A 25,935-nucleotide genomic window follows, 5' to 3' on the forward strand; every position below is an offset into this window, starting at 1 on the left:
ACAAAATCATTGCATACGAATGCAAGCTCTGGTGAAGGGGCGTGAAAGCGACGATGGACCAGAGCGGCGCAACCGCGCGGTGCCGACCAGAACAAGGGGCAGGAACAAGCAGATGACCCAATATGTGTATCGCTTTGGCGGCGGCGTGTCGGATGGCGGCAAGGGGGACAAGAACCTGCTGGGCGGCAAGGGCGCGAACCTGGCCGAGATGGCGTCCATCGGCCTGCCTGTTCCGCCCGGCTTTACCATCGGCACGCCGATGTGCGCGGTCTATTACGACAATGGCGAGCAGTTTCCCGACAGCGTGAAGGCAGAGGTCAAGGGCGGCATCGCCCATATCGAGGGGGTGACGGGCAAGACGTTCGGCAATCCGGCCGATCCGCTGCTGGTATCCGTCCGTTCGGGCGCGCGCGTGTCGATGCCGGGCATGATGGACACGGTGCTGAACCTGGGCCTGAATGACCAGACGGTCGAGGGGCTGGCGGCGACGAGCGGCGATGAACGCTTTGCCTGGGACAGCTATCGCCGGTTTATCCAGATGTATTCCGACGTCGTCCTTGGCCTGGACCATGGCCGGTTCGAGGAGGCGCTGGAGATCGCCAAGGAGGATAACGGCTTTTACCTGGACACCGACCTGTCGGCGGCGGACTGGAAGAAGCTGGTGGCCGAATACAAGGCCCTGGTCGAGGAGATGTGGGGCAAGCCGTTCCCGCAGGACGTGCACGACCAGTTGTGGGGCGCCATCGGCGCGGTGTTCGGATCGTGGCAGTCGGAACGGGCCAAGGTCTATCGCCGCCTCAATGACATTCCCGGCGACTGGGGCACCGCGGTCAATGTGCAGGCGATGGTGTTCGGCAACATGGGCGACACATCGGCCACGGGCGTTGCGTTCACGCGCGATCCGTCGACGGGGCACAATGCCTATTATGGCGAATTCCTGATCAACGCGCAGGGCGAGGATGTGGTGGCGGGGATCCGCACACCGCAATATCTGACCAGGGCAGCGCGCGAGGGCGCGGGGGCCAAGCCGCTGTCGATGGAAGAGGCGATGCCCGAAACCTATGCCGAGCTGGCATCGGTGTTCGACCTGCTGGAACGGCATTACCGCGACATGCAGGATATCGAGTTCACCGTGGAGCGCGGCAAGCTGTGGATGCTACAGACCCGGTCGGGCAAGCGCACGGCCAAGGCGGCGCTGAAGATCGCGGTGGACATGGCCAATGAAGGGCTGATTACCGAGGCGGAGGCGGTGGCGCGCGTCGACCCGTCGGCGCTGGACCAGTTGCTGCACCCGACGCTGGACCCGGCGGCACCGCGCGACGTGCTGACCAAGGGGCTGCCCGCATCGCCCGGCGCGGCAAGCGGCACGGTGGTGTTCGATGCCGACACGGCGGAACGGCACGCGGCGCTGGGCGAGAACGTCATCCTGGTCCGCATCGAAACCAGCCCGGAGGATATTCACGGGATGCACGCGGCGCGCGGCATCCTGACCGCGCGGGGCGGGATGACCAGCCATGCCGCCGTGGTCGCGCGCGGCATGGGCCGGCCGTGCGTGTCCGGCGCGGGCGCGCTGCAGATCGACACCAAGGCGCGGATGATGCGGGTGGGCGGCCGCGAGGTGAAGGAAGGCGACACCATCACCATCGACGGCGCGACCGGCGAAGTGATGGCGGGCGAGGTGCCGACGATCCAGCCCGAACTGGCCGGGGATTTCGGCACGTTGATGGTGTGGGCGGACCGGGTCCGCCGGCTGAAGGTGCGGGCGAACGCCGAAACGCCGCTGGATTGCCGCACCGCGCGCGATTTCGGGGCGGAGGGCGTCGGCCTGTGCCGCACCGAGCATATGTTCTTTGACGGCGCGCGGATCACCGCGGTGCGCCAGATGATCCTGGCCGAGGACGAAAAGGGCCGCCGGGCCGCGCTGGACAAGCTGTTGCCCGAACAGCGGGCGGATTTCATCGAGATTTTCGAGGTGATGGCGGGCCTGCCCGTTACCATCCGGCTGCTCGATCCGCCGCTGCACGAGTTTCTGCCGCACGAGGAATCCGAATTTGCCGATGTGGCCGAGGCGGCGGGCGTGGGGATCGAGGCGCTGAAGCGGCGCGCGGCCGAACTGCACGAGGTGAACCCGATGCTGGGCCATCGCGGGTGCAGGCTGGGCGTTACCTATCCCGAAATCTACGAAATGCAGGCGCGCGCGATTTTCGAGGCGGCGCTGGCGGTGGCGCAAAAGTCGGGCGCCGCGCCGATCCCGGAAGTGATGATCCCGCTGGTCGCGACGCGGCGCGAGCTGGAATTGATGAAGGCGGTGGTCGACCGGGTGGCCGAGGCCGTCTTTGCCGAGGCGGGGGCGCGGGTCGAGTATCTGGTCGGTACGATGATCGAGCTGCCGCGTGCGGCGCTGAAGGCCGGGGAAATCGCCGAGGTGGGCGAATTTTTCAGCTTTGGCACCAACGACCTTACTCAGACGACGCTGGGCGTCAGCCGCGACGATGCCGCCCGGTTCCTGGGCGTATATGTCGACAAGGGCATTTATGCGCGCGATCCGTTCGTATCGCTGGACATCGAAGGGGTCGGCCAGCTGATCGAACTGGCCGCAGAGCGCGGGCGGGCGACGCGGCCCGACGTGAAGCTGGGCATTTGCGGCGAGCATGGCGGCGATCCGGCGAGCATCGCGTTCTGCGAGACGCTGGGCCTGGATTATGTGTCGGCCAGCCCGTACCGCGTGCCGATTGCGCGGCTGGCCGCGGCACAGGCGGCGCTGAAGCGATGAGCGAGCCACAGCCCAATGTGACGCGCGGCGGATATGACCGCATCTATGGCCTGCACCCGTTCTTTTTCTGGGCGGCGGTATTGTTGCTGCAGGTGGCGTTCGTGGCGGTGATCGCGACGGCGCTGGTCGCGACGATCGACTGGACCGAGGATCTGATCTGGCCGGGTGGGCCGGAACTGCTGCCGTTCTGAACGACTAAGCGGGGCAATCGTCCCCGCTCGCAATGACGGCCGGGCTCATCCCGGCGGGTGCCGCCCCCGCACGGGACGGCGCCCGACCGATCAGTTGCTGAGCAGCGCATCGTTGATCGAGCAGGCCGCCGGGCCAAGGATGACGACGAACAGCACCGGCAGGATGAACAGGATCAGCGGGATCGTCATGATCGCGGGCAGGCGCGCGGCCTTTTCCTCGGCCCGCATCATGCGTTCGTTTCGGAATTCGGCCGACAGCACGCGCAGCGCCGACGCAAGCGGGGTGCCGTATTTCTCGGTCTGGATCATGGTGGTCACCACGCCCTTTACCGCATCCAGATCGATGCGCATGGCCAGGTTTTCGAACGCCTGCCGCCGGTCGGTCAGGAAGCCCAGCTCGATCGCGGTCAGGCTGAATTCCTCGCCCAGTTCGGGATAGGCGCGGCCCAGTTCCTTTGCCACGCGGTGAAAGGCGGCATCGACGGTCAGACCGGCTTCGGCGCAGATGACCAGCAGGTCGAGCGCATCCGGCAGCCCCTTTCGGATCGCGTCGGACCGTTTCGTGATCTTGTTCTTCAGCCAGATGTCCGGCGCCTTGTAGGAACCGATAAAGGTGATGGCGACCAGGCCATAGGCCTTGAGCGGCGACCAGTCGGAAAAGGCTTGGGTGCCATAGACCAGATACACGGCCGTGCCGCCCAGCACGATCGGCAGCACCAGGCGGCCGAAGATGATGGCGGGTGCCCATTCCTTGGTCCGGATACCGGCCTGAAGCAGGCGGCGTTGCGCGACCTTGACCTGATCGTCCTGCAGCACCTTCAGCCCGGAGAGCAGCGCCTTGATCCGGTCCGCCGTCTCGTGCTTTTGCACCAGCTTGGCGCGGCGCTTGGACGTGGAGGCGGTGATGCCCGCCTTCAGCTGTTCGCGCCGTTCGGTCAGCGCCTTGACCCGCTTGGCCATCGGATCGCGCACCGTGGTGGCGGCATAGATGGCGACCAGAACGGCCACTGCGGCAATGCCCGACAGGAAGGTGGCGACAAGGTAGATGTCGACGCCCAGAATGGTCGGCGAGGTGTTGGGATCCATCATCGCTGCGCCCTCAAATCTCGAAGCTGACCATCTTGGCCATGATAAAGGCCCCGATGGACATCCAGCACAGGCCGCCAAGCCCGGCGATGATCAACCGTTCGTCGACAAAGAACCGCTGCATGTAATCGCCCGAAATCATGTAGATGAGGCCGAACACGATGAAGGGCAGGGAGCCGACGATATAGGCCGATGCCTTTGATTCCGACGACATCGCCTTGATCTTCAGCTTCATCTGCATCCGCTGGCGCAGCACGGTGGCAAGGTTCGCCAGCGTTTCGGCCAGGTTACCGCCGGTTTCCCGCTGGATCGCGATGGTGATGACAAAGAACTGGAATTCCGGCGTGCCAAGGCGGTCGGACGTTTCCTGAAGCGCCTGATCCATCGTCTTGCCGATCTTCATCTTGTCGGCGACGGCGCGAAATTCCTCACCCACCGGGCCGTCCAGCTCCTGGCCCACGACGCCGATCGTCTCGGTGATCGGCAGACCGGAGCGCAGGCCGCGGACCAGCAGTTCGATGGCATCGGGAAACTTGGCGTTGAACTTGGTCACGCGGCGCTTGATGACGAAACCAACCGCAAAGTGCGGCAGGCCGGCCCCCACGAACAGGCCGAGGAACAGCGCCAGCAGGATCGGCAGCCCCTGAAGCCAGGCCAGCGCGGTGACGACGACCAGCAGCCCGGCGGTCACCATGCCATATTGGCCGACGGTCCATTTCTTGCCCGTCATCGCCAGGCGCTTGTTCAGCTCTGCCGGACGCGGCAGGAAGCGGCTGACGGCCAGGTCCATGCGCGTCGCGCCGACATTGGCGATCTTGCGCATCTGCGCTTCCATCGCCTTTTCGGGCACGAAGCCGGCATGGCGGGCGCGAAGCCCCGCCACGCGGCGGGAACTGGCCCGTGCCGCCGACGGCCCGCTGAAGGCAAGCACGACAAGCAGCAGCATGAGCGCCATTCCGGCCCCAAGCACGATGATCGGCATTGCGTTCATGCGTCATTCCCGTCCGTTGCCCAGCCCCGGCGCGCCTGTGCCGGAACCGGGGGAGTCCGCCGTTCAGGCGGCGGTCTTTTTCTTGCCCTTCAGCGCGACCAGCTTGCCCAGCAGCGAGGTGCCGGTGCCGCCGGCGCCGCCCTTGGCATCCTTTGCCCGTGCCTTGCCCTTGCCCGGTGCCGGCTCCGCTTCGGCGCCGGCATCGGTCACGCGGGTGATGTGCGTGGCCAGTTCGACAAGCGGTGCCGCGGTCTTGCCGCCCTTGCCCGCCTCCGCCAGCGACTTGCCCAGCTTGGCGGCGTTGGCGGCCAGTTTCTGATCGAACGGCACGACGAAATCGACCTTGCGCTCGATCGACTGTTCGAAATCCTTGCGGCTGATCTCCAGCTGCGCGGCGGGCTGAACACGGTTGGCGACGATCACCATCTGCGTCTGCGGCGCGTTGGATTTGAACCAGGACAGGATGCGGATGGCATCGCGTGCGGCCGCCAGGGTGAATTCCGTCACCACCACCGCCATCTGAACGTCGGTCAGCAGGTGCGGATGCTGGACCAGCATGCCGCGCGGCAGATCGATGACGGTGCATTCGAACGCCGAGCGCATTTCCTCCTGAAGCTGATAAAAGGCGCCGCCATCGGTCAGCATCGGCGTGTTGATCGGCGCTTCGGCCGACAGCACGGCCAGCCGGTCGCTGGCGCGGACCATCGCGCGTTCGATGAACAGGCCGTCGATACGGCTGGGGTTTTCGATGGCGTCGGTCAGGCCGCGGCCGGGCTCAAGATCCAGCGCCAGCGCACCCGTGCCGAAATGCACGTCGAGATCGAGCATCGCGGTGGTGCGGCCCAGCTTTTCACTGAGCAGCCATGCCAGCGACGTGGCCAGCGTGGACGCGCCGGTGCCGCCGCGCGTGCCGATCACCGCCAGGCTGCAATGCGGCCGATCCTCGGTCGGTTCCGCCGCTTTCGGGGCCGACAGGATCGCCTGAGCCGAGGCAAAGGCATCGCGCAGCATATCGGGGTTCAGCGGTTTCAGCAGGTAATCCTGAATGCCGCTGGCCACCAGATCGCGGTACAGGCGCACATCGTTCACCTGGCCCGCCGCGATAACGACGGTGCCGGGTTCGCATACTTCGGCAAGCGCGTTGATGTCGTTCAGCGGATCGCCGCTTTCCGACAGGTCGACGAACAGGACGTTGGGGCTGGCGGAAACCGACAGCGTCTGGACCGCGTTGCGCAGCCCGCCCTTGTTCACCTTTTCCGGCGGCCAGCCCATTTCGATGGCGACGGGGCGCAGCGCCTCTGCGGTGGTTTCGTCACACACAAAGGCCACGAAGGGATCGCGATTGCCCGCGCGTGCGGGATTCCATGGCGCGTTCATTACTTGCCCCCCGTGGATTCGTTCTTGAGCCCGGCCGCGCCGGTCGATGGCGCCTTGCGATAGGTTTCGATGGCCTTGGCCGCGATCGCCGGATCGGTCGTGCCGCTGCCCGGCTGACCGCGCACCAGATCGGCCGGGTTGGCGATCATGGAGGCGAGGTTGCCGTTGATCGCGCAGCCATGGTTGGGATGGGTGTGGCCATCGCCATTGGTTGCGTCGAAATCGCGGAAATTGGGGCAGTTCGGCACACTGGCGCTGAACCGGCTGACAACGATTCGAGCCGTGCCGGGCGTGACCGCACCGGTGGTCACCGGCGCGACCGTTTCGACGAACAGGCCATAGCGTTGTGCCTGAGCCGACACCTGGGCGCGCACGCCCGGATCGCCGCTGGGGTCATCCAGCGCGACGCGGTCGCCATAGGCCACCTGAAGCGTGCGCATCCAGCCGTCCAGCCGGTCGATTTCGCCCGATGCCAGTCCCGACGGGCCGGTTGCCACGTCAAAGGCGTAATCCGCGCGGGTCACGACCGGCTGATTGACCGATTCAAGGCCGCGCGTCGCATCGTTGCAGCCCGCAAGCAGCACCAGCGCCGCAATCGCCGCCTGTGTCCGGAATGATGAAGGCTTGAACATGGTAACGATCCCTTCTGGCATCAATTCGCGGCGGTGAAGCCGGGAGCGGCGGAAACCGGGCGGCCCTTGGCGGGCTTTGCCGGACCCTGGGCGGGCTGAACGTTGCGCTGCACCGGAAAGGCCGGGGGCAGGCCGGGGCCGGCGGGCAGCGCGGCGTTGGGCGCAGGCGTTGCCTGGGCACCGATGGCCGGTTCGCCGCCGCCCTGCGCCATGGTCGGCACCGGGCGCGGGGCGCCATCGCCGGTCGACAGCTGACCCAGCAGCACGCGGCCCAGATCGGTCGGCGCCTTGATCCCGTCGGTCGGCAGATGGATGTCCGCCATGTTGTTTACCGGTTTGACCAGATACGGGGTCACCACGATCACAAGTTCGGTTTCGTTCCGTTGAAACGCGTTCGACCGGAACAGCGAGCCGATGATCGGGATGTCGCCAGCCCCAGGCGTTTTGTCGATCAGGTTATTGTGGGTGTTTTGCATAAGCCCACCGATCATCATCGACTGGCCGGATCCAAGTTCCACCGTCGTCTCGGCGCGCCGTGTCGTCAGCGCTGGGATCTGCGTGCCGCCGATCGTCACGGAACCCGCGGACGTCAGCTGCGATACTTCGGGCCGCACACGGAGTGAGATACGCCCGTCCGACAGGACGGTCGGAGTATAGGTCAGGCTGACACCATATTGTTTGTATTCGACCGCTACTGCGCCCAGCCCTTGGTTGACAAGAATTGGAATTTCGCCGCCAGCCAGGAAGCTCGACGTTTCGCCTGACAAAGCGGTCAGATTCGGGTTAGCCAACGTAGTCACCTGGCCGTTGATTTCTCCCAGGTCGAGCGCACCAAGGATGTCCAGACCGAGAAACTTGGTCAGTCCGCCGATTGTTGTTCGCTGGCTGCCCTGGCTAATATTGGTGCCGGGAGTCAGTGTTGGCGTGCCGTCGATCGGGCTCGGGATGACGCTTTCCGGCGCGCTACCGACACCAAGACCCAGACGCGGGTCGAGATTGTAACTGGCTGCGGGATTGCGTCCGCTACCAATGCCAAACTTGAACCCGCCGGTGCTGTCGATGGTTGTCAGATTCATGCCGATATTCTTGGCAAAGTTGCGGTTCACCTCGGCGATCTTCACCTGCAGGTTGACCTGAAGCGGTGTTGCGGTGTTGAGCCGCGAGAGCACCTGAGTCCCTTCGCCGATATAGGCTTTGACCAGCCGTTCCGCCTCCGCAACGTCGTTGGGATGTTTGACCGTGCCGGTGAGCAGCATGACGCCGTTCATCGCGGTGGCCGTGATCTGCGCATCAGGCATGGTGACCGCCAGCATTTCGGCAACGCTGGTGATGTTGTTGCCCACGCGGATCGTGGCGGAATAGACGACGCGGCCTGCCTTGTTGGTGGCATAGACCGTGGTCTGGCCCGGCGCCTTGCCGAACAGATAGATCTGTGTCGGCGAGCGGACCTGCACATCGGCGACCGCGTCATTGGCGACGAATAGGTCGGACATGGGCGCAGCCAGCGTGACCATCCGGCCCTGACCGGTCGGCACCTGAACCACGTCAGGCGTGGCGGCGACGGACTGGGCGGCGAGCGGCGCGGCGACAGGCGCGACGATCGTGGCGGCAAGGGCGACGATGCTGACGGCCCCCCGCGCGGCGTTGACGACGTATCCCATTACTTGGTCCCCCCGACCGGAACTTCGGTCACGTTGTTGCCGCGAGCGACACGCACCACCGGCCCCCGCACCACGGCGGGCGCGCCGCCGGGGAAGCTGGACTGGGGAGGCGGGGCCGCAGCAGCGGAAGCCCCTTCGGTCGCGGGCTTTCCAGGCACCGAGCTGCGCTGGAAGCGCGACACGTCGGCACCGGTGGAAAAGGTTGCCTTGCCCTCGATCGGCCGGCTGGCGGCGCGGGCCAGCATGGCCTTTTCCGCCTTGGGATCGTTGGACTGCGGCACATCGATGTCGCCATTGGCGATCGCTTCCTCAAGCTCGCCCGCATTGTCGGCGATCGAGCGCAGCGACAGCGACAGGGTGCCCAGCGTCTGGGCAACGGCGATTTTCTCGGCGATCGTGGGCGTCGCCTCGACCGTGACCGAGGAATAGGTGTTGACGACGGTATTGCCCTTGTCGTCGGTTTCCTTGTCCGTGCTCTGGTCGGTGGCCAGCACGCGCAGGTTGCGCAGCACGGTTTCCGAAACCTTCAGCGGCGGGCCATCGCCGCCGCCGGGAACCGACTGGGTCAGCACCAGGTCGACCCGGTCGCCCGGAAAGACGAATCCGGCAACCGCGCTTTGTGCGGACACCGGCACGGTGACGGCGCGCATGCCCGGGCCAAGCGCAGCGGCCAGGAAGCCGCGATCGCCCGGCTTGACCAGCGCGCCCTGCGCGATCGGCTGACCCGCCGGAATGGCGAAGCGCACGACCGTGCCCTGCAGCTTGGCAAGGTCGGTTTCCGGGCCTTCGACGAAATAGGCACCCTCGACCAGTTCAGCGGGCCAGGGTTGAAACTTCATGGCGGAGGCATCGAGGATCGTGCCGACCGGCAGTGCCTTGGTCGCCACCAGCACCTTTGGCCCGGTGACCGGGGCCGGTTGCGGGGCAGTAAGGCCGATGCTGGCCGTCGCCTGAGGCGCGGCCGATCCGAGAATCAGGCTGCGCGCCAGAAATGCAGTGAGCGCCGCGACGATCAGCGCGCCCACCAGAAGCATGATTTTCCGTCCGTCCATGACGCAAGCAGCCTTTCCGATGCCGGTCCGGGATTTTTCCCGGTCCGATCAGTCACCCAAAATGGTAAAAATTTGGTTCACTAAGGATCATCAGGGTCGCTGCAGCGATCGCGACCCCATAGGGAATTTCCGGCCGGCCCTCGCGTTTCAGCCGCCAATGGTCGATCACCATGATCAGCGTCAGCACGCCGCCAAAGATCGACATGAGCACCAGCATCCAGACGAGCGCGCCCACCGGCAGCCAAAGGGCAAGCGCGGCGATCATCTTGACATCGCCGCCGCCCATCATCCCCAGATGAAAGGCGAACCAGAACAGGAACAGCGTGCCGAAGCCCAGCGCCAGCTGGATCGCCATGTCGGGCCAGGGATCAAGGCCGATCGCAAACCACCACGGCACGGCCAGCAGCGCGACGCCGCCATTTTTCCAGTTCGCGATCTCGCGCCTTTGCAGATCCTCGATCCCGGCCGAGACCAGGAACAAGAGCAAGATGCCCACCAGAACGAGCGGTGCGTATTCCCCCATAACGCTTCAGCTCTAGACGGGATGGCTTATCAAAACGTAACCAGCGGCCATGGCCCATGCCGCATATGCCCGACGCGCGATCCCCGACGACGCCCGGATCACCCGGTGGTCAGCGCCCGACGGATGGACGCTGCGCTGCTTTGCTTGGCCCCAGCCGGCGAGCAGCACGCCGCGCGGGTCGATCCTGTTTCAGGGCGGGCGGGGCGACATCATCGAAAAATATCTGGAGGCGTTCGGCCATTGGCACAGCCGCGGCTGGACGATCACGGCGTTCGATTGGCGGGGGCAGGGCGGATCGGGACGGCTGACCCGCGATCCCCATTGTGGGCATATCGACGATTTTGCGCAGTATATCGCTGACTTCCGTGCCTTTCACGCTGAATGGCGGGGCGCGGTGCCGGGCCCGCATATCGTCATCGGCCATTCGATGGGCGGGCACCTGTTGCTGCGGGCGATGCTGGAGGGGGCGGCCCGGCCGGATGCCGCCATCCTGATCGCGCCGATGCTGGGCCTGAAAGGGCCGTTCGGGCCGTGGCTGGGCGAGCGGATCGCGCGGGCGATGGGCCGCATCGGACCGCCCGAACGCCGCGCGTGGAAGGGGAATGAGCGGCCCTTTACCACCGATACCCGCGCCGAATTGCTGACCCACGATCCCGACCGATATGCCGACGAGCTGTGGTGGCAGGCAGCGCAGCCCGAGCTGGTGACCGGCCCGCCAAGCTGGCATTGGGTGGCGGAAGCGCTCCGGTCGACCAACGCGATGCGCCATGATCCGCGGGTGGCGGGCATGGCTGTACCGACGCTGATGCTGGTCGCGGATGCCGATGCGCTGGTCGATCCGCGCACGGCCATTGCCATTGGCGAGCGGATGCCCGATGCGCGCATCGTCCGGTTCGGAGCGGAGGCGGCGCATGAGCTGCTGCGCGAGTCGGATGCCGTGCGCAACCGCGCGCTGGCCGAAATCGACCTGTTCCTGGAGGCGCGCGCGCCCGCATGAGTTCCGACCGGTTCGACATCGCCATCGTCGGCGCAGGCATTGCCGGGGCCAGCCTGGCCGCGTTCCTGGCGCCCCATGCCCGCGTCCTGTTGCTGGAGGCGGAGGAGCAGCCGGGATATCATGCGACGGGGCGGTCCGCCGCCTTCTGGTCCGAAAGCTATGGCGGGCCGGGCATCCAGCCCCTGACCACCGCGTCCGGCCCGTGGCTGGCATCCCCGCCGGAAGCGTTTGGCGGCACCAGTTTCCTGAAGGACCGGGGCGAATTGTTCATCGGGCGGGAACAGGACCGGCCCGCGCTGGATGCGTTCATGGCCAGTTTCGCCGGCACTGGCGTGCCGCTGACCTGGACCGATCCGCGCGGCGTGGTGCCGGGATTGCGGCCGGAATGGACGCTGGCGGTGACCGAGCCGACCTGCATGGACATTGATGTCGGCGCGCTGCACGGCCAGTGCCTGGGCGTTGCCCGGCGGGGCGGGGTGCGCGTGGCGACGCTGGCGGCGCTGGAGCGGGCGCGCAGCGGGTGGCGGCTGGAAACGCGGGGCGGCGCGTTCGAGGCGGACCTGCTGGTCAACGCGGCCGGTGCCTGGGCCGATGAGGTGGCGCGCATAGCGGGCGTGACCCCGGTGGGCATCCGCCCCTATCGCCGGACGATGGTGCAGTTGCGCGTCGATCCGCCCGCGCCGATGGACATGCCGCTGATCCGCGATGCGAGCGACCAGTTCTATTTCAAGCCGGAAGCGGGCGGGCGCATCTGGTTGTCGCCGCATGACGAGGTGCCGGACGATCCGCGCGATGCCGCGCCGGAGGAGCTGGACGTGGCCATCGCGATCGACCGGTTCGAACAGGCGGTTGACTGGCGGATCGAGGCGGTGGAGCGCAAATGGGCCGGCCTGCGCAGCTTTGCCCCCGACCGGTTGCCGGTGTACGGGTTCGACCCGCGCGTCACCGATTTCTACTGGTTCGCCGGACAGGGCGGGTTTGGCATCCAGACCGCACCGGCCGCCGCGATGATCGCATCGTCGCAGCTGTTGTCCATGCCGCCCGACCCCGCCATCGCGGGGATCGAGGCAGAGCGATATCATCCGTCGCGGTTCGGCCTGACCTGATCCCGTTTCCGCATCCCGTTGCCGGTGACGGGGGCTTGCGATAGCCTGCTTATCCTGTCCGACGCCCACCGGAGGTGAGTGATGCGTATCGCGATTGCCTTGACCCTTGGACTTGCGGCCATGATGCCGGCCACCGCGCAGCAGGCGGAGCCGTTCGACGTCAAGGCGGCGATCAACCGGCTGGCGTTCGATCCGGCGCGATATTTCACGTTCGAAAGCGCACAGGACCTGATGCGCGTCACCTATCGCGGCGATGATTATGATTTCCCGGTCTGGTCGCTGACGATCCGCAACGGATGCCAGGCGGAGCCGCGCCTGCCGCCCTGTTTCAAGCAGCGGATCGCGCGGATGGTGCGTGCCCCGGTTCCGGCCGAGGGGGCGGAGCGGCCCCGCTGGCGCGGCATGGCGCTGGTCGCGGCGCTGGAGGGTGCCAGGACCGAGGCGGAGGTCGCCGACCGACTGGACAAGGCGGGGCTGGACTGGGTGGAGGCGGACCTGACCGCCTGTCCGGGCGCGATGGATGCCCTGAAGGCGATGGCCGAAGTGCGCTGGCCATCGCCCAACCCCCTGTTGCCCAGCGACGATTTTCCGCCGCTGGCGCTTCACGCGGACAAGGTGACGGTGGACATCCCGACCTTTCTGCACGCCGTGCGCTATTCCGGGGCGGCATTCAAAGGATCGCCGGGTGAAGCGGCGGTACTGCTGGCGCAGACGCTGGAGCCGTGCTGGAAGCCGAGCGCCGCGCCTGTCCCGTGGCGGAACCCTGCGCCCAGGCGATAGCAACATCCGGTTGGATTTCGTTTCGGCCACGATAAGCTGCAATCATCGGGACTCACCCGAGAGGAGGCTGACATGGCGCACAAGTTCGTGATCGAGAAGAACAAGGCCGGCGAGTTCGTTGCGAAGTTCAAATACAACGCCGAAACGATTTTCTGGACCGAAGGCTATAGCAGCAAGGCATCGGCCAAGAATGCCATCGAATCGATCCTGAAGAATGGCCCCGCCGCCGAGGTCGAGGATCATTCGGCGGATTGATCCGCGCCGGAGCGCGCCGTTCCCCGGCCGGTGTCGGGGAACGGGCGTGAACCCCTTCAACCGGACGAAGGGGTGACGCGGCGGGGGACGCTGGGCTAAAGAAGCGGGCGAGTTTCCCCCGCTGGAGTGTTCCCCATGTCGTTCGAAATCCCCTACACCGCGGAACAGGGCCGGTATGACGGCCGGATGCCCTATCGCCGGTGCGGCGTCAGCGGGCTTGACCTGCCCGCGATCAGCCTGGGCCTGTGGCAGAATTTCGGCGGCACCGACGTGTTCGAAACCGGCCGGGCGATGATCCGCCGGGCGTTCGACCGGGGCGTCACGCATTTCGACCTGGCCAATAATTACGGCCCACCCTTTGGATCGGCCGAGGAGAATTTCGGCCGCGTGCTGGCCAAGGACCTGGCCGCGCATCGCGATGAGCTGATCATCTCGTCCAAGGCGGGGTGGGACATGTGGCCCGGCCCCTATGGCGGGATCGGGGGCAGCCGCAAATATCTGATTGCGTCGTGCGACCAGAGCCTGAAGCGAATGGGCCTGGACTATGTCGACATCTTTTATTCCCACCGGGTCGATCCCACGACCCCGCTGGAAGAGACGATGGGCGCGCTGGCCAGCCTGCACCAACAGGGTAAGGCGCTGTATGTCGGCATTTCCAGCTATTCCCCCGAACTGACCCGGCAGGCGGCGGCGATCCTGAAAGAGCACAAGGTGCCGCTGCTGATTCATCAGCCGAGCTATTCCATGCTGAACCGGTGGATCGAGGATGAGCTGCTGGACACGCTGGAGCAGCTTGGCACCGGCTGCATCGCCTTTTCCCCGCTGGCGCAGGGGATGCTGAGCAACAAATATCTGAACGGCATTCCCGACGATGCCCGCATCCGCCGTTCGGGTTCGATTGGCGAGGATATGCTGAACGAGGATAATCTGACCCGCATCCGCAAGCTCAATGAGATTGCGGCGGCGCGGGGCCAGACGCTGGCACAGATGGCGATTGCATGGGTGCTGCGCGATCCGCGCGTGACCAGCGCGCTGATCGGGGCGCGGACGGTGGAGCAGCTCGACAATTCGCTGGATGCGGTCAACAACCTTGCGTTCAGCGAAGCAGACCTGGCGGCAATCGATCCATGGGCCAGCGAGGGCGCGATCGATCACTGGAAGGTGTCGAGCACGGTGCGCGAACTGCCTGCCGCCTGATGCGCTGCCGCGACGGGGCCGGGGTCAGCGATCGACGATCAGGTCGACATCGCTGGCATCGGCCCCGCGCGCGGTGATCCGCGCGGTAAAGGCGGTGCCGTCGCGCTGTTTGCCGATCAGCAGGTGCTGCGTCCCGTCGCTTTCGTGGCGCGGGGCAAAGCCGGCCTGCTGTGCGCGGGCATAGATCCAGTCGATCATCGTGGCGGCCGGGACAGGCGTCGAATAGCTGACGGCACGCACCCGGCAGGACGGGCCGTCGATGCCCGCCGCCTCAGCCACCGCGGCAGCGGGGTGGAGCGGCAGATCGGCCGGCAGGCGAGCGGCCCAGCGGGCCGACGGGGCCAGCGGGCCGCACGGCTTCATCGCCGCTGCATCGGCCAGCATGGTCAGCGTCTCGCTGGCCGCGATGGCGGCGCAGCGGGGGCAGGCATCGGGGCGCGGCGCACTGGTCAGCCGTTCCGCAGGACCGGCCGGACGGGCGGCGACGAAATCGGGCGCGACCGGCGCGGCATAGGGTTCGGCCGGGGGGCGGATCGCATCGCCATTCGCCTGCGACGCCAGCGAGGGATCGACCATGATCGGTTCTTCAAGCGCGGCGGCGATCACCGGGTCGGGCGTGGCGGCGGTGTCGAGCAGCGCGCCGGCGGCTTCGGTGCGTGCGGCATCGGGCGACGCACCCCCGCACGCGGCCAGCGCAGCGGCAAGCAACAGTGGCAGGGCAAACGACAGGGCGGCACGCATCGCGCAACTCCATGGGGTCTGCCGCGTTCATGGCCCGGAATGGTTAAGGATCCGTCCTATTGCCGGGACGGTGCGGCAGCAAAGCGCGGCAGATGCCGCCGCCGTGCCATTGCCGGCGACCGGGCGACCCCCATGTTTTGAACGTATCGAACATTCAAGGAGATCATCATGGCAACGCGGGCGATGGAAAAGCAGGGGACCAACCACTGGCTGTGGATCGGCGCGGGCGCGCTGGCCGTGGGCGCAGCGGCGGTCGCTGCCAAGCGCCTGGCCAGCAGCGGCGAACAGCCGGAATATCAGACGATCACCGCCGATGGCGCGTTCAGCATCCGCGCCTATCCCCCGCTGGTGGTGGCCGAAACGCGCCAGTACGGGATGCGGGAGCCGTCGTTGCGGCGCGGGTTCGGGATGCTGGCCGATTACATCTTTGCCAAGGAACGGCCGGGCGAAAAGATCGCGATGACCGCGCCCGTGCTGAGCGACACCGATCAGGGCGCGTGGCGCACCCGGTTCGTGCTGCCGGCCCGCTATTCCGCCGAAGCGGCCCCGACGCCGCAGGCCGGGGTAAGCATTGCCACGCTGCCCGCGCGGCGCGTGGCGGCGGTGCGGTTTTCCGGCGTGGCGGACGACGCGGTGCTGGCCGATCAGGAAGCGCGGCTGCGCCGGTGGGTCTATGATCGCGGCCTGGTCCCCGCCGGCCCGGCAGAGCACGCATTCTATAACGCGCCCTTCGTTCCCGGGCTGCTGCGCCGGAACGAGGTGCTGATCGCGCTGGCGGACTAGACCCCGCCGCCGCGTTGCGCGATCATGGCGCGGAACGGGAGGCGCAGGCGATGCTGAATTTACTATCCATCCTGATCGGGATCGTGACCCTGGTACTGGTCGCCATCGCGTTTTTCCCGCTGCTGGGCTGGGCCAACTGGCTGTTCCTGCCCCTGGCCGTGATCGGGGCGGGCATCGGCGCGCTGTCCGACCGCAATGGCGGCCGGAACCTGAACCTGGTGGTGCTGGCGATCGGGACGTTGCGCCTGATCCTGGGCGGCGGCGTCTTCTGATCCGTCAGATGCGCCGGTTGCCCGGATAGGCGAAGTAAAGCACGGCATCGTCGCTGGCCGTCAGCCGGGTGGCCCCGGTGAAGGTCAGACATTCGCCCGCCTGCCACGCGACATCGCCCGCCGTGCCGGTGCCGGTGACGGGCACGAACCAGCCGGTCACGCCATCGGGCAGGGTGACTTCGCGCGTGCCGCCCGGCCAGCGTTCCAGCACGAATTTCGGCCCCTCGGCCAGCAATTCGCGGTCCGGCGCGACGCGGCCGGGGGCGGGCAGTGCCTCGAACGGGCGGGGCACGGACACCGCGACGCCATCGTCCAGGTGAAGCTCGCGCGGGCGGCCATAATCATAGAGGCGATAGGTCAGGTCGACATTCTGCTGCACCTCGACCAGCGTGATGCCCGCGCCGATGGCATGGACGGTCCCCGCCTCAGAATAGAAATAGTCGCCCGCCTTGACCGGTTTCCAGTCGAGCAGATGTTCGATCGACCCGTCCAGCGATGCGGCGCGCAGTTCATCGCTGGTCATCGGGGCCAGCGTGCCGAGCGCGATGGTCGAATCGGGTTCGGCGGCCAGGATGATCCAAGCCTCATCCTTGCCGCGCGCATGGCCGCGTGCCTGTGCCTGACCATCGTTCGGATGCACCTGAACCGACAGTTTTTCGCTGGTGAACAGATATTTGATCAGCAGGTCCGGCTGATCGCCGTCCGGCGTCTGAAACCAGATTTCGCCGACCGGATCGCCGTCCGGGGCCGGATCGGCAAAGCAGGGCCACAGCGTGTGGCGGCCCCAGGGCTTTTCGACGCGATGCGTGGTCAGGCGAGTTGCGGGCATGGACGATGATCCTGTGTTACCTGTCGGCTGCGGTGCCGGTTCACCAACGCCTGATGCCCCATTGCGCCGCATTGCGGCAAGCGGGCATCAAAAATCGTTGGTAGCGGCGGCGACGCTTCGCTACACACCCGCCATGGCCCTGTTCCCGTTCCGCCCCCTTTCCGCCGTGGCGCTTGGCGCGCTTGTCCTCACCAGCGCGTGCAGCAAGACGACCGGCAATGCCGACACGCCCTATATCGCGCGCGACGTGGGCACGTTGTATTCCACCGCCAAGCAGCGGCTGGACCGCAACCAGTACAAGCTGGCCGCCGCGCTGTTCGACGAGGTGGAGCGGCAGCACCCTTATTCCGTATGGGCGCGCCGGGCACAGCTGATGGGGGCATTCAGCTATTATCTGGATCAGGATTATACCAAGGCGATTCAGGGCGCTCAGCGGTTTCTGGCGATCCATCCGGGCAACCGCGATGCGCCCTATGCCTATTATCTGATCGCGCTGAGCTATTACGAACAGATTTCCGACGTGCAGCGCGACCAGAAGATCACCGATCAGGCGCTGAGCGCGCTGGGCGAGCTGATCCGCCGCTATCCCACCAGCCGCTATGCCGCCGATGCGCGGTTGAAGCAGGATCTGGTGCGCGATCACCTGGCCGGCAAGGAAATGGAAGTCGGCCGTTATTATCAGCAGCGCGGCCAGTGGCTGTCGGGCACCATCCGGTTCCGCAAGGTCGTCGACGAGTTTCAGACGACCAGCCATGCGCCAGAGGCGCTGATGCGGCTGACCGAATGTTACCTGGCGCTGGGGCTGCGGCCCGAAGCGGTGAAGACCGCCGCCGTGCTTGGCGCCAATTATCCCGGTACCGAATGGTATGAGCGCGCCTATTCGCTGGTGCGCGAAAATGTGCCCGATGCGCCGGTGACGGCGGCGCGCGGCAGCTGATCCGCCGGGCGGGGCCGGGCCGGGACAGGGCCATGCCATGCTGACCGCATTGTCCATCCGCGACGTCGTGCTGATCGAGGCACTGGACCTGGCGTTCGAGCGCGGTCTGGGCGTGTTGACCGGCGAAACGGGCGCGGGCAAATCCATCCTGCTGGACGCGCTGGGGCTGGCGCTGGGCGCGCGCGGCGACAGCGGGCTGGTGCGGCAGGGCGCGCCACAGGCGGTGGTGACGGCCAGTTTCGACGTGGCGCCGGGCCATGCGGCGATCCATGCGCTGATCGCGGAAAACGGGCTGGACGCCGAACCGGGCGAGCCGCTGACCATCCGCCGGATCGTCAAGGCCGATGGCGGCAGCCGGGCGTTCGTCAACGACCAGCCGGCATCGGCGGCACTGCTGCGCGAACTGGGCGGGATGCTGGTCGAAATCCATGGCCAGCATGACGATCGCGGCCTGCTCAACCCGCGCGGGCACCGGGCGATGCTGGACAGTTTCGGGCGGCTGAACCCGGGCGAGGTCGCTGGCCTGCACGCCGCATGGCGCGCAGCCGAGGCGCGGCTGGCCGAGGCGCTGGCCGAACAGGAAACGGCGGACCGCGACCGCGAATGGCTGGACCATTCGGTTGCCGAGCTGACCCGGCTGGCCCCCGAACCGGGGGAGGAGGCGGAGCTGGCCGAGCGGCGGGCGACGATGCAGCGCGGCGAGAAGGTGGCGGGCGAATTGCAGGCGATCGCCGAATTGCTGGACGGCAGCGACGGCGCGCTGACCCGGCTGCGCCAGGCGGCCCGCATCCTGGAGCGGGTGGGCGAGGACCATGATGCGCTGGCCGAGGCGCTGGCCGCGGTGGACCGGGCGATCATCGAAACCGCCAATGCGCAGGATCAGGTGGACGTCGCGGCAGAGGCGCTGGCATTCGACCCCGCCCGGCTGGAGGCGGATGAGGCGCGGTTGTTCGAACTGCGCGCGCTGGCCCGCAAGCATCGGGTGCAGCCGGACGAACTGGCCGACCTGACCGAGCAGCTGTCGGCGCGGCTGGCGCTGATCGAAGGCGGCGGGGCGGCGATTGCCCGGTTGCAGGCCGAGGTAAAGGCAGCGCGCGACGCCTATCAGGCGGCGGCGGCGGCGCTGAGCGCGGCGCGGGTCGAGGCGGGGCAGCGGCTGGACGCGGCCGTGGCGGCCGAGCTGGCGCCGCTGAAGCTGGATGCCGCGCGGTTCCGCACCGTGGTGGAGCCGCTGGCCGAGGGGCAATGGGCGGCATCGGGCATGGACCGGGTGGAGTTCGAGGTGTCGACCAACACCGGCGCGCCGTTCGCGCCGCTGATGAAGATTGCATCGGGCGGCGAATTGTCCCGCTTTATCCTGGCGATGAAGGTGGCGCTGGCCGAGCGGGGCGGGGCGGCGACGCTGATCTTTGACGAAATCGACCGGGGCGTCGGCGGCGCGGTGGCGAGCGCGATTGGCGAGCGGCTGGCGCGGCTATCGTCCGGCGCGCAGCTGCTGGTGGTGACGCACAGCCCGCAGGTCGCGGCGCGGGGCAGCCAGCATTACCGCATCGCCAAGGCGAATGACGGGCGGGTGACGCGCACGGGCGTCGTGCTGCTGAACGAAGGCGAGCGGCGCGAGGAGATCGCCCGGATGCTGTCCGGCGCGGAGATCACGGACGAGGCGCGGGCACAGGCGGAACGGCTGCTGGAGGTGGCGTGACGCCCGGCGGGCGGAGCCGGGTCAGCGGATCTGCCACACCCTGAGCGGGGTTTCGCCGGGCAGCGTGACGGGTTCCAGCCAGTCGAAGCGTTCGCCGCCCATCAGCCGGGCATAAAAGCCGCGCGGTCCGCGGGCGCGATAGATGGTGGTTTCCGCCATGTCGGGACAGACGACCAGCAGCGTCGCACCATGGGCGCGGGCAATCCGGCGAAATCCGTCGGGATCGCCGGTAAAGCCGTGATGCACGTCCAGGATCGCCGCTTCGTTGCGGTGATAGGGGCCGGCGATCGCGCTGTGCCGGGTCAGCGTGATCATGCGCGGGCCAAGATCGACATGGGTAAAGACGGTCTGGCGCGGCAGGGCGTTGAGCGGGCGCAGCGCCGTCATGGTATTGCACTGTCGCCCGGCGCGACTGACCACCTGTCGCCGGGCGCTGCCCCGTTCGCCGATCGGCAGCTTGTCGATGATCAGCCCGACGGCAAGGCCCGACAGGATAAGGCCGACGCCGACGGTGCCCAGTACGCGCACCGGCATCAGCCGGTGGCGGATGCACCAGGGCAGCAACCACCAGGCGAGCGACACGCTGCCCACCATGCCGATCAGCTGTGCCGCCGGGGCGGAGCGGACCTGCCACGCCATCATGGCACCCGCAAAGGCGATGAACGCACTGGCCGCGATCCAGCCGGTCAGGCGGGCCGTGCCGCGCGCCCGCCATGCCGCGATCAGCGCGCCGATCAGGCCGACCAGCGGGACGGCGGCAAGGGCCAGACCCGTCTTGAGCGGGTGGCGAAAGATCGGCTTTGCCTCACGCACATTGCCCAGCCAGACGCTGACCAGTTCGTCCGACACCCCTTCCGGGCGGGCAAGGCACTGGGGATAGAGCAGGGCAAATCCGCCGCCGACGATCAGGCCCGCCGTCGCCGCCAGGGCAAGCCGCGATGCCCGGCCGCGCGGGGCGATCCAGGCGATCAGGACCAGCAGGCCGCCCGCCGCCAGCATGGCCGACAGCCAGACGGGGGTCAGCGCGTCGCAGCGCATGGCCCAGTTGTCATGGCTGGCAAATCCGGCAAATCCCGCCGCAACGCCGCCCGCCAGGGTGATGCCATAGGCCATCAGGCGGTCGCGCCGGTCGCCGTCCCACACCCATTCCAGCGTCAGGATGGCCCCCGCCATAACGGCATAGGGCAGCATTTCGAGGCCGATCGACAGGCTGATCGCGCTGGCCAACCCCACCGTCGCGCCGCCGCGCGCACCCCGCGGATCGGCAAGCCCGGCCAGCGTCCAGCCAAGGCAGGCCAGTTGCCAGCCATGATGATCGATCCGCATCGGCATGAACATGAGCAGCGCCGAGGTGCAGCCGAACAGGAACAATACCGCCAGCGGCCAGGCGAGCGGAGAGATCAGCCGGCGGACGGCCAGCGATATCGCCGCCAGCGTGACGCCCAGCGGCAGCAGCGGGGCGATGCCCGCCGCCCAGCGTTCGGCCATCACGGTGCCCAGAAACGGTTTCAGGATCAGGATCAGCGCCGCGATCGGCAAATCGACGATCCGCGACCAGTGAATGTCGAACCCCTGTGGCGGGTTCATCCGATATTGCCGGAGGTCGAACCAGCCCTGACCGGAGAGCCATGCCCGCACCTGTGCCATGCGCAGATTGTCGTCGGTATCGGTCAGCACGAACCAGCGGATCTGCGGATAGCGCTGAACCAGATAGACCGCCGCCATCGCCGCCCATGCGATCAGCACCCAGCGAAGCCAGTGCCGGTCGATCTGCCGGACCGCCCATCGTGCCGTTGAACCCTGGCCGTGCAAAACCGCTTTCCCTAATCCCGGCCCTTGATTAGGGCGACCGACGCGCCCGCCCTATACCGGGGATGGGCGCGAAGGAAGCGGCTTGGCGTCGTATGGATGGTTGAACGGGCGGTGATGATCCAGCGGATCAACGAATTGAGGCGGCATCCGGTGATGGGTCAGCTGGTGCGGTTCGGCATCGCGGGCGGCATATCGTCGCTGATCTATGTCGCCGTTTACGTCCCCCTGACCGAAACCGTGTTTCCCGGCGCGCGGGCGGTGCTTGCCGTCCCCTTTGCCTTTGCCTTTGCCGTGACGGCGGGGTTTTTCCTGCACAGCCGGTGGAGTTTCAAGGACCATGGCGTGCGCACATCGGGGGGCGGCCAGCCGGTCAAGTTCGTGATGGTGCAGGGTGCGGGGTTGATCGTCCACCTGCTGCTTACCTGGGGCATGGTGGGGCAGGCGGGGTTGCCGGAATGGTCGCCGCTGGTGCCCGGACTGACGCTGGTGCCGCTGCTCACCTTCTGGATCAATCGCCAATGGGTTTTCGGGGAGTAATCAGGCAGCCATGGATCGCATCGTTTACGACCGCATGGCGGCACATGACACCACCCATTGGTGGTATCGCGCGCGGCGCGAGGTTCTGGCCGACTATATCACGCGTGAGGCGGGGCTGAAGCCGGACGCACGCATCCTGGAAATCGGGTGCGGCACCGGCCACAACCTGCCGATGCTGGCTCGGTTCGGCGCGGTGGACGCGATCGAGATCGACGCCGCGGCCCGCGCCATTGCCAGCGAGCGGCTGGGCAAGCCGGTGGGCGATGCGCCGCTGCCCGAACTGCCCGGCGTGCCGCGCGGCAGTTATGACATGATCGCCGTGCTGGACGTGGTCGAACATATCGCGGACGATGTCGGCGCGCTGAAGGCGATGGCCGATTGCCTGAAACCGGGCGGGGCGATCCTGATCGCGGTGCCGGCGCATCCGTGGATGTGGAGCGCGCACGACGTGGTGAACCATCACCAGCGCCGCTATACCAAAGGCACGCTGGACGCCGCGATCCGCGCCGCCGGGCTGACCCATAATGGCCTGCGCTGGTTCAATTCGCTGCTGTTTCCCGCAGCGGTCGCCGCGCGGCTGGCGGGCAAGCTGACCGGCAAGGACGACAGCGACGATTCGCCGCCGGCCGCGCCGCTGAACGCCGCGTTTCAGGCGATTTTTTCGCTGGAGCGGCACCTGGTCGGGCGGATGCCGCTGCCGCCGGGGCTGTCGATCCTGACCATCGCGCGCAGACCCTGATCCGTCCCCTGCCGGGGGTGGACCGGAGGTCCAACCTCACACCAGCGGCGGGTGGACGTCGTCCTGATCGCGCGCCTCGACCGCGTTATAGCCCAGGGTGGCGTGGCCGCGCGCTGTTCCGGCGATATCGGCGACCAGATAGAGCGGGCGGCGCTTTGCCTCGATATACAGGCGGCCCAGATATTCCCCGATCAGGCCAAGGACGAACATCTGCGCCGCGCCCAGGAACAGGACCAGCAGCATCAGCGACGTCCAGCCAGCGACCGTGCCGCCCAGCGCCCAGCTGGCCAGAATGTACAGCATCAGCAGCCCGGCCGCGCCGACCAGCCACATCCCGATATGGCTGGCCAGCCGCAGGGGCGCGGTGGAAAAGCCGGTCATTGCATCGAGCGCGAACCGGATCATCTTGGCCAGCGGATATTTGGTCTCGCCCGCATGGCGTTCGGCGCGGTCATACAGGAACGGCACCTGTCGAAAGCCGATCCAGGCGACCATGCCCCGGATGAAGCGCGCCTGTTCCGGCAGGGTCAGGAACGCATCCAGCGCGCGGCGGCTCATCAGGCGGAAATCGCCGGTATCCAGCGGAATGGGCGTGTCCGTCACCCGATCGAGCACGCGGTAAAAGGCAGCGGCGGTCAGTTTCTTGAACAGGCTTTCGCCCTCCCGCTTGCGGCGGACGGCATAGACGACATCGGCGTCCTGTTCCGCCATCACCGCGCGCATATCGGCCAGCAGTTCGGGCGGATCCTGCAGATCGGCGTCGATGATCAGGATCTGTTCGCCGCTGCACAGGTCAAGCCCCGCGGTCAGCGCAAGCTGATGCCCGTGATTGCGCGACAGGTTGATGCAGACCAGGTGCGGATCGGCCGCCGCCAGCCGCTGCATCACCGCCCAGCTGTTGTCGCGCGATCCGTCATTGACCAGCACGATTTCGAAATCCTCGCCCACCGCGGCGCGCGCGGCCGCCGCAATGCGGGCGTGCAGCACCTCAAGACAGGATTCTTCGTTGTAACAAGGGACGACGACGGAAAGCCGGGGACGTTGCATGACCGCGCGCTTTAACGTGCAGTTGCGCGCAAGTCATCGACAGATTGCGGGACAATTCAGCGGCCGATCGCGCGCGATCAGGCGGCGCGCAGTTCGGCCATGAACCGGGCGGTCATCTCTGTCAGCGTGGCGGCGGTTTCCGACAGGCTGCTGGCGGCGCCGGCGACGCTGTCGGACAGAAACTCGGTCTGAAACGCGACCTGCGCGATTTCCTTGACCTGATCGGCCATCATTTCCGCGCCTGTCGCCACATCGCGGGCGCTGAGTTCGATGGCGTCGGCGGTGCCATGCTGTTGCCGCACGGCCGCGCGGACCGACTGGGCAGCGTCGGCCAGTTCGCTGACCATGGCGGCGATATCGGCAAGGGCGGAATCGGCGCGGTCCGCCTCGCTATGGATCGAGCCGGCAAGGGTCCGGATTTCGGTGGTCGCGCCCGATGCCTGTCCGGCAAGCTGCTTTACCTCATTGGCGACGACGGCAAAGCCGCGCCCGACCTCTCCCGCACGCGCCGCCTCGATCGTGGCATTAAGGGCGAGCAGGTTGGTGCGCGCGGCGATATCGTGGATCGATTCGGCAAATCCGCTGATCGTATCCGTCCGGTGGCCGAGCACGCCGACCGCCGCTGCGCCAGCATGTGAACAGTCGCGGGCATCGGCGCTGAGCCGCGCCTGTTGTTCGGCAGTGGCGGCAATGGCGGTGATCGATTCGCTGAGTTCATGGATGCGCGCGGCAAGGCCGGCGGCGCCGAGCGAGGACCGGTCGGCGGCATCGGCGGCCTGGGCCGTGTCGCGCGTGGCGCGGCGGGCAATGTCGTTGAGCGCGCGGGCGGAATCGTTGAGGTCGGCGGCCGCGCTGCCCACGCGGGCGACCAGATCGGCGACCGAGGCGTTGAAGCCATCGGCAAAGCGGATGATTTCGGCGCGGCGCTGGGCGCGTTCGTCGGCTTCGATCCGCTGACGCAGTTCGCGTTCGTGCCGGGCAAGCTGTTCGGCCTGTGCGGCCTTGGCCATGGCCTGTTCCACCTGCTGGCGACGCTCATCCGCCTCACGGGCATGGGTCTCGCTTGCCGCACGGGCCGCGTCCTGACGCTGAAGCAGCAGGGCAAGGCGCGTGGTGAGCGAGGCAAGCACGGCAAACTGAAGCACCACGGCAACAGCGTGGATGATGACGCGGCCGATATTTTCCGTCCCCTGAAACACCCAGGCCGGCATGACCCAGCCCAGGATCAGATGGTGCAGCGCGACCATGGCGCTGGCCAGCAGCATCGGACGCCAGTCGCACAGCACCACCAGGGCGGCGAGCGCGACGAAGAAGTACATATGGCCGTCCATCTGCCACTCATGCCCGGCCATCAGGAACACGCCGAGCGCGGGATAGACGGCGGCAAGCGACCCGATGGTCAGGCGCGCGCCCGCATCGTAACGACCGTTCAGATAATTGCGGGTCGGCACGATGGTCGCGGCAGCCGCGATCAGGACGGCCAGCCCGACATGCTGCGAGCCGGTGGCAAGGCCGATCAGCCCGATGGCAAGCACACAGGCCCAGCCACCAAGGACGATCAGCCGGACACCGGTGCGGCGCAGGCGGTCAAGGCTGGGGGAGGGGGCATCCGTCATTGGGGAACTCCGCAACCGGCGCGGGGTGCGCGCAGGATCAGGGCATGGCCGACGCTGCCGGCAATCCGGTCCAGCCGGCCATGGACGATGATCGAACCGGGCAGCGGCCCCAGATCGACCAGCGCAGCGCCGCCGTCCATTGCCGGGCCGGTCACGTCTCGGGAATCCATCGGGATGATGAGCATCGCCCCTTCCGCCGGGGGCAGCATGGTCAGGCCGCCAAGGGCAGCAAACGCCGCCAGCGACTGACCGAGCCATACGGGGGGGATCAAACGAACACGACTGAACACCATCCCCGG

Annotated in this window: 26 protein-coding genes; 13 read left to right on the plus strand and 13 right to left on the minus strand. The window is 67.2% G+C overall.

Going from position 1 to position 25,935, the window contains the following annotated elements:
* Positions 1-112 precede the first annotated feature (112 nt).
* Positions 113-2,773, plus strand: a complete 2,661-nt coding sequence (gene ppdK / locus NYR55_RS12650) for a pyruvate, phosphate dikinase (RefSeq protein WP_260021865.1) — start codon at positions 113-115, stop codon at positions 2,771-2,773.
* The gene (locus tag NYR55_RS12655) at positions 2,770-2,964 is read left to right on the plus strand and encodes a hypothetical protein (protein WP_260021866.1); all 195 of its coding nucleotides are present in this window, start codon (positions 2,770-2,772) and stop codon (positions 2,962-2,964) included. Before ppdK ends, NYR55_RS12655 begins: the two co-directional genes overlap by 4 nt.
* A 90-nt stretch (positions 2,965-3,054) precedes the next feature.
* Here the strand turns inward: NYR55_RS12655 and NYR55_RS12660 are convergent, their stop codons facing one another.
* The 7 genes from NYR55_RS12660 to NYR55_RS12690 all read right to left on the minus strand — a co-directional run bounded on the left by NYR55_RS12660 (position 3,055) and on the right by NYR55_RS12690 (position 10,286).
* The gene (locus tag NYR55_RS12660) at positions 3,055-4,050 is read right to left on the minus strand and encodes a type II secretion system F family protein (protein ID WP_260022376.1); all 996 of its coding nucleotides are present in this window, start codon (positions 4,048-4,050) and stop codon (positions 3,055-3,057) included.
* A 13-nt stretch (positions 4,051-4,063) separates the two neighbouring features.
* Positions 4,064-5,041 carry a type II secretion system F family protein gene (locus NYR55_RS12665; protein ID WP_260021867.1) on the minus strand — a complete coding sequence of 326 codons (978 nt, stop codon included), beginning with the start codon at positions 5,039-5,041 and terminating at the stop codon, positions 4,064-4,066.
* A 63-nt stretch (positions 5,042-5,104) separates the two neighbouring features.
* Positions 5,105-6,418, minus strand: a complete 1,314-nt coding sequence (locus NYR55_RS12670) for a pilus assembly protein CpaE (protein WP_260021868.1) — start codon at positions 6,416-6,418, stop codon at positions 5,105-5,107.
* Positions 6,418-7,050 (minus strand): CpaD family pilus assembly protein, encoded by a 633-nt coding sequence (locus NYR55_RS12675; protein ID WP_260021869.1) that lies wholly within the window; start codon positions 7,048-7,050, stop codon positions 6,418-6,420. The genes NYR55_RS12670 and NYR55_RS12675 overlap by 1 nt, the downstream gene beginning before the upstream one ends.
* 20 nt (positions 7,051-7,070) lie before the next feature.
* On the minus strand, positions 7,071-8,711 hold the full coding sequence (locus NYR55_RS12680) for a type II and III secretion system protein family protein (RefSeq protein ID WP_260021871.1): 1,641 nt from the start codon (positions 8,709-8,711) through the stop codon (positions 7,071-7,073).
* The gene (cpaB, locus tag NYR55_RS12685; RefSeq protein WP_260021873.1) at positions 8,711-9,763 is read right to left on the minus strand and encodes a Flp pilus assembly protein CpaB; all 1,053 of its coding nucleotides are present in this window, start codon (positions 9,761-9,763) and stop codon (positions 8,711-8,713) included. Before cpaB ends, NYR55_RS12680 begins: the two co-directional genes overlap by 1 nt.
* Positions 9,764-9,815: 52 nt before the next feature.
* Complete coding sequence (locus NYR55_RS12690; RefSeq protein ID WP_260021874.1) at positions 9,816-10,286, minus strand: prepilin peptidase; 471 nt, start codon at positions 10,284-10,286, stop codon at positions 9,816-9,818.
* Between the two features lie 49 nt (positions 10,287-10,335).
* Here NYR55_RS12690 and NYR55_RS12695 point away from each other — a divergent pair, with 49 nt between their 5' ends.
* From NYR55_RS12695 to mgrA, 5 genes are all read left to right on the plus strand, one after another.
* Positions 10,336-11,283, plus strand: coding sequence for an alpha/beta hydrolase (locus NYR55_RS12695; protein WP_260021875.1), 948 nt, complete (start codon positions 10,336-10,338; stop codon positions 11,281-11,283).
* Entirely contained in the window at positions 11,280-12,389 is a 1,110-nt protein-coding gene (locus tag NYR55_RS12700; RefSeq protein ID WP_260021876.1) for an FAD-binding oxidoreductase, read from the plus strand. The genes NYR55_RS12695 and NYR55_RS12700 overlap by 4 nt, the downstream gene beginning before the upstream one ends.
* A gap of 99 nt (positions 12,390-12,488) precedes the next feature.
* Positions 12,489-13,169 (plus strand): hypothetical protein, encoded by a 681-nt coding sequence (locus tag NYR55_RS12705; RefSeq protein ID WP_260021877.1) that lies wholly within the window; start codon positions 12,489-12,491, stop codon positions 13,167-13,169.
* A gap of 72 nt (positions 13,170-13,241) precedes the next feature.
* Positions 13,242-13,424 carry a DUF1508 domain-containing protein gene (locus tag NYR55_RS12710; RefSeq protein ID WP_260021878.1) on the plus strand — a complete coding sequence of 61 codons (183 nt, stop codon included), beginning with the start codon at positions 13,242-13,244 and terminating at the stop codon, positions 13,422-13,424.
* Positions 13,425-13,559: 135 nt separating this feature from the next.
* Positions 13,560-14,621 carry an L-glyceraldehyde 3-phosphate reductase gene (gene mgrA, locus NYR55_RS12715; protein WP_260021879.1) on the plus strand — a complete coding sequence of 354 codons (1,062 nt, stop codon included), beginning with the start codon at positions 13,560-13,562 and terminating at the stop codon, positions 14,619-14,621.
* 24 nt (positions 14,622-14,645) lie between these two features.
* Here the strand turns inward: mgrA and NYR55_RS12720 are convergent, their stop codons facing one another.
* Positions 14,646-15,362 carry a hypothetical protein gene (locus tag NYR55_RS12720; protein ID WP_260021881.1) on the minus strand — a complete coding sequence of 239 codons (717 nt, stop codon included), beginning with the start codon at positions 15,360-15,362 and terminating at the stop codon, positions 14,646-14,648.
* 168 nt (positions 15,363-15,530) lie between these two features.
* On the opposite strand from NYR55_RS12720, the gene NYR55_RS12725 reads away from it, so the two are divergent.
* A complete protein-coding gene (locus tag NYR55_RS12725) occupies positions 15,531-16,145 on the plus strand; it encodes a heme-binding protein (RefSeq protein WP_260021883.1) in 615 nt (204 codons plus the stop codon).
* A gap of 50 nt (positions 16,146-16,195) precedes the next feature.
* Positions 16,196-16,417: a hypothetical protein gene (locus NYR55_RS12730; protein ID WP_260022377.1), complete on the plus strand. Its 222-nt coding sequence runs from the start codon at positions 16,196-16,198 to the stop codon at positions 16,415-16,417.
* A 4-nt stretch (positions 16,418-16,421) separates the two neighbouring features.
* Here the strand turns inward: NYR55_RS12730 and NYR55_RS12735 are convergent, their stop codons facing one another.
* Positions 16,422-17,246: a class I mannose-6-phosphate isomerase gene (locus tag NYR55_RS12735; protein ID WP_260021884.1), complete on the minus strand. Its 825-nt coding sequence runs from the start codon at positions 17,244-17,246 to the stop codon at positions 16,422-16,424.
* A gap of 133 nt (positions 17,247-17,379) precedes the next feature.
* On the opposite strand from NYR55_RS12735, the gene NYR55_RS12740 reads away from it, so the two are divergent.
* Together NYR55_RS12740 and recN are read left to right on the plus strand one after the other, a co-directional pair.
* Positions 17,380-18,183, plus strand: a complete 804-nt coding sequence (locus NYR55_RS12740) for an outer membrane protein assembly factor BamD (RefSeq protein WP_260021885.1) — start codon at positions 17,380-17,382, stop codon at positions 18,181-18,183.
* A 37-nt stretch (positions 18,184-18,220) separates the two neighbouring features.
* Positions 18,221-19,885 (plus strand): DNA repair protein RecN, encoded by a 1,665-nt coding sequence (gene recN / locus NYR55_RS12745; protein WP_260021886.1) that lies wholly within the window; start codon positions 18,221-18,223, stop codon positions 19,883-19,885.
* Between the two features lie 21 nt (positions 19,886-19,906).
* On the opposite strand, the gene NYR55_RS12750 is transcribed toward recN, so the two are convergent.
* Entirely contained in the window at positions 19,907-21,697 is a 1,791-nt protein-coding gene (locus tag NYR55_RS12750) for an AcrB/AcrD/AcrF family protein (protein WP_260021887.1), read from the minus strand.
* Between the two features lie 96 nt (positions 21,698-21,793).
* Between NYR55_RS12750 and NYR55_RS12755 the strand changes: the two genes are divergently transcribed.
* Positions 21,794-22,234 carry a GtrA family protein gene (locus NYR55_RS12755; protein WP_260021888.1) on the plus strand — a complete coding sequence of 147 codons (441 nt, stop codon included), beginning with the start codon at positions 21,794-21,796 and terminating at the stop codon, positions 22,232-22,234.
* Between the two features lie 10 nt (positions 22,235-22,244).
* Positions 22,245-22,973 (plus strand): class I SAM-dependent methyltransferase, encoded by a 729-nt coding sequence (locus NYR55_RS12760; RefSeq protein ID WP_260021889.1) that lies wholly within the window; start codon positions 22,245-22,247, stop codon positions 22,971-22,973.
* Positions 22,974-23,009: 36 nt separating this feature from the next.
* Here NYR55_RS12760 and NYR55_RS12765 read toward each other — a convergent pair whose 3' ends face one another.
* The 3 genes from NYR55_RS12765 to NYR55_RS12775 all read right to left on the minus strand — a co-directional run bounded on the left by NYR55_RS12765 (position 23,010) and on the right by NYR55_RS12775 (position 25,908).
* Complete coding sequence (locus NYR55_RS12765) at positions 23,010-24,020, minus strand: glycosyltransferase family 2 protein (protein WP_260021890.1); 1,011 nt, start codon at positions 24,018-24,020, stop codon at positions 23,010-23,012.
* A gap of 77 nt (positions 24,021-24,097) precedes the next feature.
* The gene (locus NYR55_RS12770) at positions 24,098-25,636 is read right to left on the minus strand and encodes a methyl-accepting chemotaxis protein (RefSeq protein WP_260021891.1); all 1,539 of its coding nucleotides are present in this window, start codon (positions 25,634-25,636) and stop codon (positions 24,098-24,100) included.
* On the minus strand, positions 25,633-25,908 hold the full coding sequence (locus NYR55_RS12775) for a hypothetical protein (RefSeq protein ID WP_260021893.1): 276 nt from the start codon (positions 25,906-25,908) through the stop codon (positions 25,633-25,635). The genes NYR55_RS12770 and NYR55_RS12775 overlap by 4 nt, the downstream gene beginning before the upstream one ends.
* Between the last annotated feature and the right edge of the window lie 27 nt (positions 25,909-25,935).

The sequence above is a fragment of the Sphingomonas sp. BGYR3 genome (genome assembly GCF_025153455.1).
Classification (GTDB): domain Bacteria; phylum Pseudomonadota; class Alphaproteobacteria; order Sphingomonadales; family Sphingomonadaceae; genus Sphingomonas.

What these genes read in the sequence shown, in the direction of transcription:
- NYR55_RS12680 (WP_260021871.1), bottom strand. Translation starts at nt 8,711, where the DNA reads ATGGGATACGTCGTCAACGCCGCGCGGGGGGCCGTCAGCATCGTCGCC.
- NYR55_RS12765 (WP_260021890.1), bottom strand. Translation starts at nt 24,020, where the DNA reads ATGCAACGTCCCCGGCTTTCCGTCGTCGTCCCTTGTTACAACGAAGAA.
- NYR55_RS12690 (WP_260021874.1), bottom strand. Translation starts at nt 10,286, where the DNA reads ATGGGGGAATACGCACCGCTCGTTCTGGTGGGCATCTTGCTCTTGTTC.
- ppdK (WP_260021865.1), top strand. Translation starts at nt 113, where the DNA reads ATGACCCAATATGTGTATCGCTTTGGCGGCGGCGTGTCGGATGGCGGC.
- NYR55_RS12700 (WP_260021876.1), top strand. Translation starts at nt 11,280, where the DNA reads ATGAGTTCCGACCGGTTCGACATCGCCATCGTCGGCGCAGGCATTGCC.
- recN (WP_260021886.1), top strand. Translation starts at nt 18,221, where the DNA reads ATGCTGACCGCATTGTCCATCCGCGACGTCGTGCTGATCGAGGCACTG.
- NYR55_RS12755 (WP_260021888.1), top strand. Translation starts at nt 21,794, where the DNA reads ATGGTTGAACGGGCGGTGATGATCCAGCGGATCAACGAATTGAGGCGG.
- NYR55_RS12675 (WP_260021869.1), bottom strand. Translation starts at nt 7,050, where the DNA reads ATGTTCAAGCCTTCATCATTCCGGACACAGGCGGCGATTGCGGCGCTG.
- NYR55_RS12710 (WP_260021878.1), top strand. Translation starts at nt 13,242, where the DNA reads ATGGCGCACAAGTTCGTGATCGAGAAGAACAAGGCCGGCGAGTTCGTT.
- NYR55_RS12735 (WP_260021884.1), bottom strand. Translation starts at nt 17,246, where the DNA reads ATGCCCGCAACTCGCCTGACCACGCATCGCGTCGAAAAGCCCTGGGGC.
- NYR55_RS12760 (WP_260021889.1), top strand. Translation starts at nt 22,245, where the DNA reads ATGGATCGCATCGTTTACGACCGCATGGCGGCACATGACACCACCCAT.
- NYR55_RS12695 (WP_260021875.1), top strand. Translation starts at nt 10,336, where the DNA reads ATGGCCCATGCCGCATATGCCCGACGCGCGATCCCCGACGACGCCCGG.
- NYR55_RS12730 (WP_260022377.1), top strand. Translation starts at nt 16,196, where the DNA reads ATGCTGAATTTACTATCCATCCTGATCGGGATCGTGACCCTGGTACTG.
- NYR55_RS12725 (WP_260021883.1), top strand. Translation starts at nt 15,531, where the DNA reads ATGGCAACGCGGGCGATGGAAAAGCAGGGGACCAACCACTGGCTGTGG.
- NYR55_RS12660 (WP_260022376.1), bottom strand. Translation starts at nt 4,050, where the DNA reads ATGGATCCCAACACCTCGCCGACCATTCTGGGCGTCGACATCTACCTT.
- NYR55_RS12665 (WP_260021867.1), bottom strand. Translation starts at nt 5,041, where the DNA reads ATGAACGCAATGCCGATCATCGTGCTTGGGGCCGGAATGGCGCTCATG.
- mgrA (WP_260021879.1), top strand. Translation starts at nt 13,560, where the DNA reads ATGTCGTTCGAAATCCCCTACACCGCGGAACAGGGCCGGTATGACGGC.
- NYR55_RS12770 (WP_260021891.1), bottom strand. Translation starts at nt 25,636, where the DNA reads ATGACGGATGCCCCCTCCCCCAGCCTTGACCGCCTGCGCCGCACCGGT.
- NYR55_RS12655 (WP_260021866.1), top strand. Translation starts at nt 2,770, where the DNA reads ATGAGCGAGCCACAGCCCAATGTGACGCGCGGCGGATATGACCGCATC.
- NYR55_RS12670 (WP_260021868.1), bottom strand. Translation starts at nt 6,418, where the DNA reads ATGAACGCGCCATGGAATCCCGCACGCGCGGGCAATCGCGATCCCTTC.
- cpaB (WP_260021873.1), bottom strand. Translation starts at nt 9,763, where the DNA reads ATGGACGGACGGAAAATCATGCTTCTGGTGGGCGCGCTGATCGTCGCG.
- NYR55_RS12740 (WP_260021885.1), top strand. Translation starts at nt 17,380, where the DNA reads ATGGCCCTGTTCCCGTTCCGCCCCCTTTCCGCCGTGGCGCTTGGCGCG.
- NYR55_RS12720 (WP_260021881.1), bottom strand. Translation starts at nt 15,362, where the DNA reads ATGCGTGCCGCCCTGTCGTTTGCCCTGCCACTGTTGCTTGCCGCTGCG.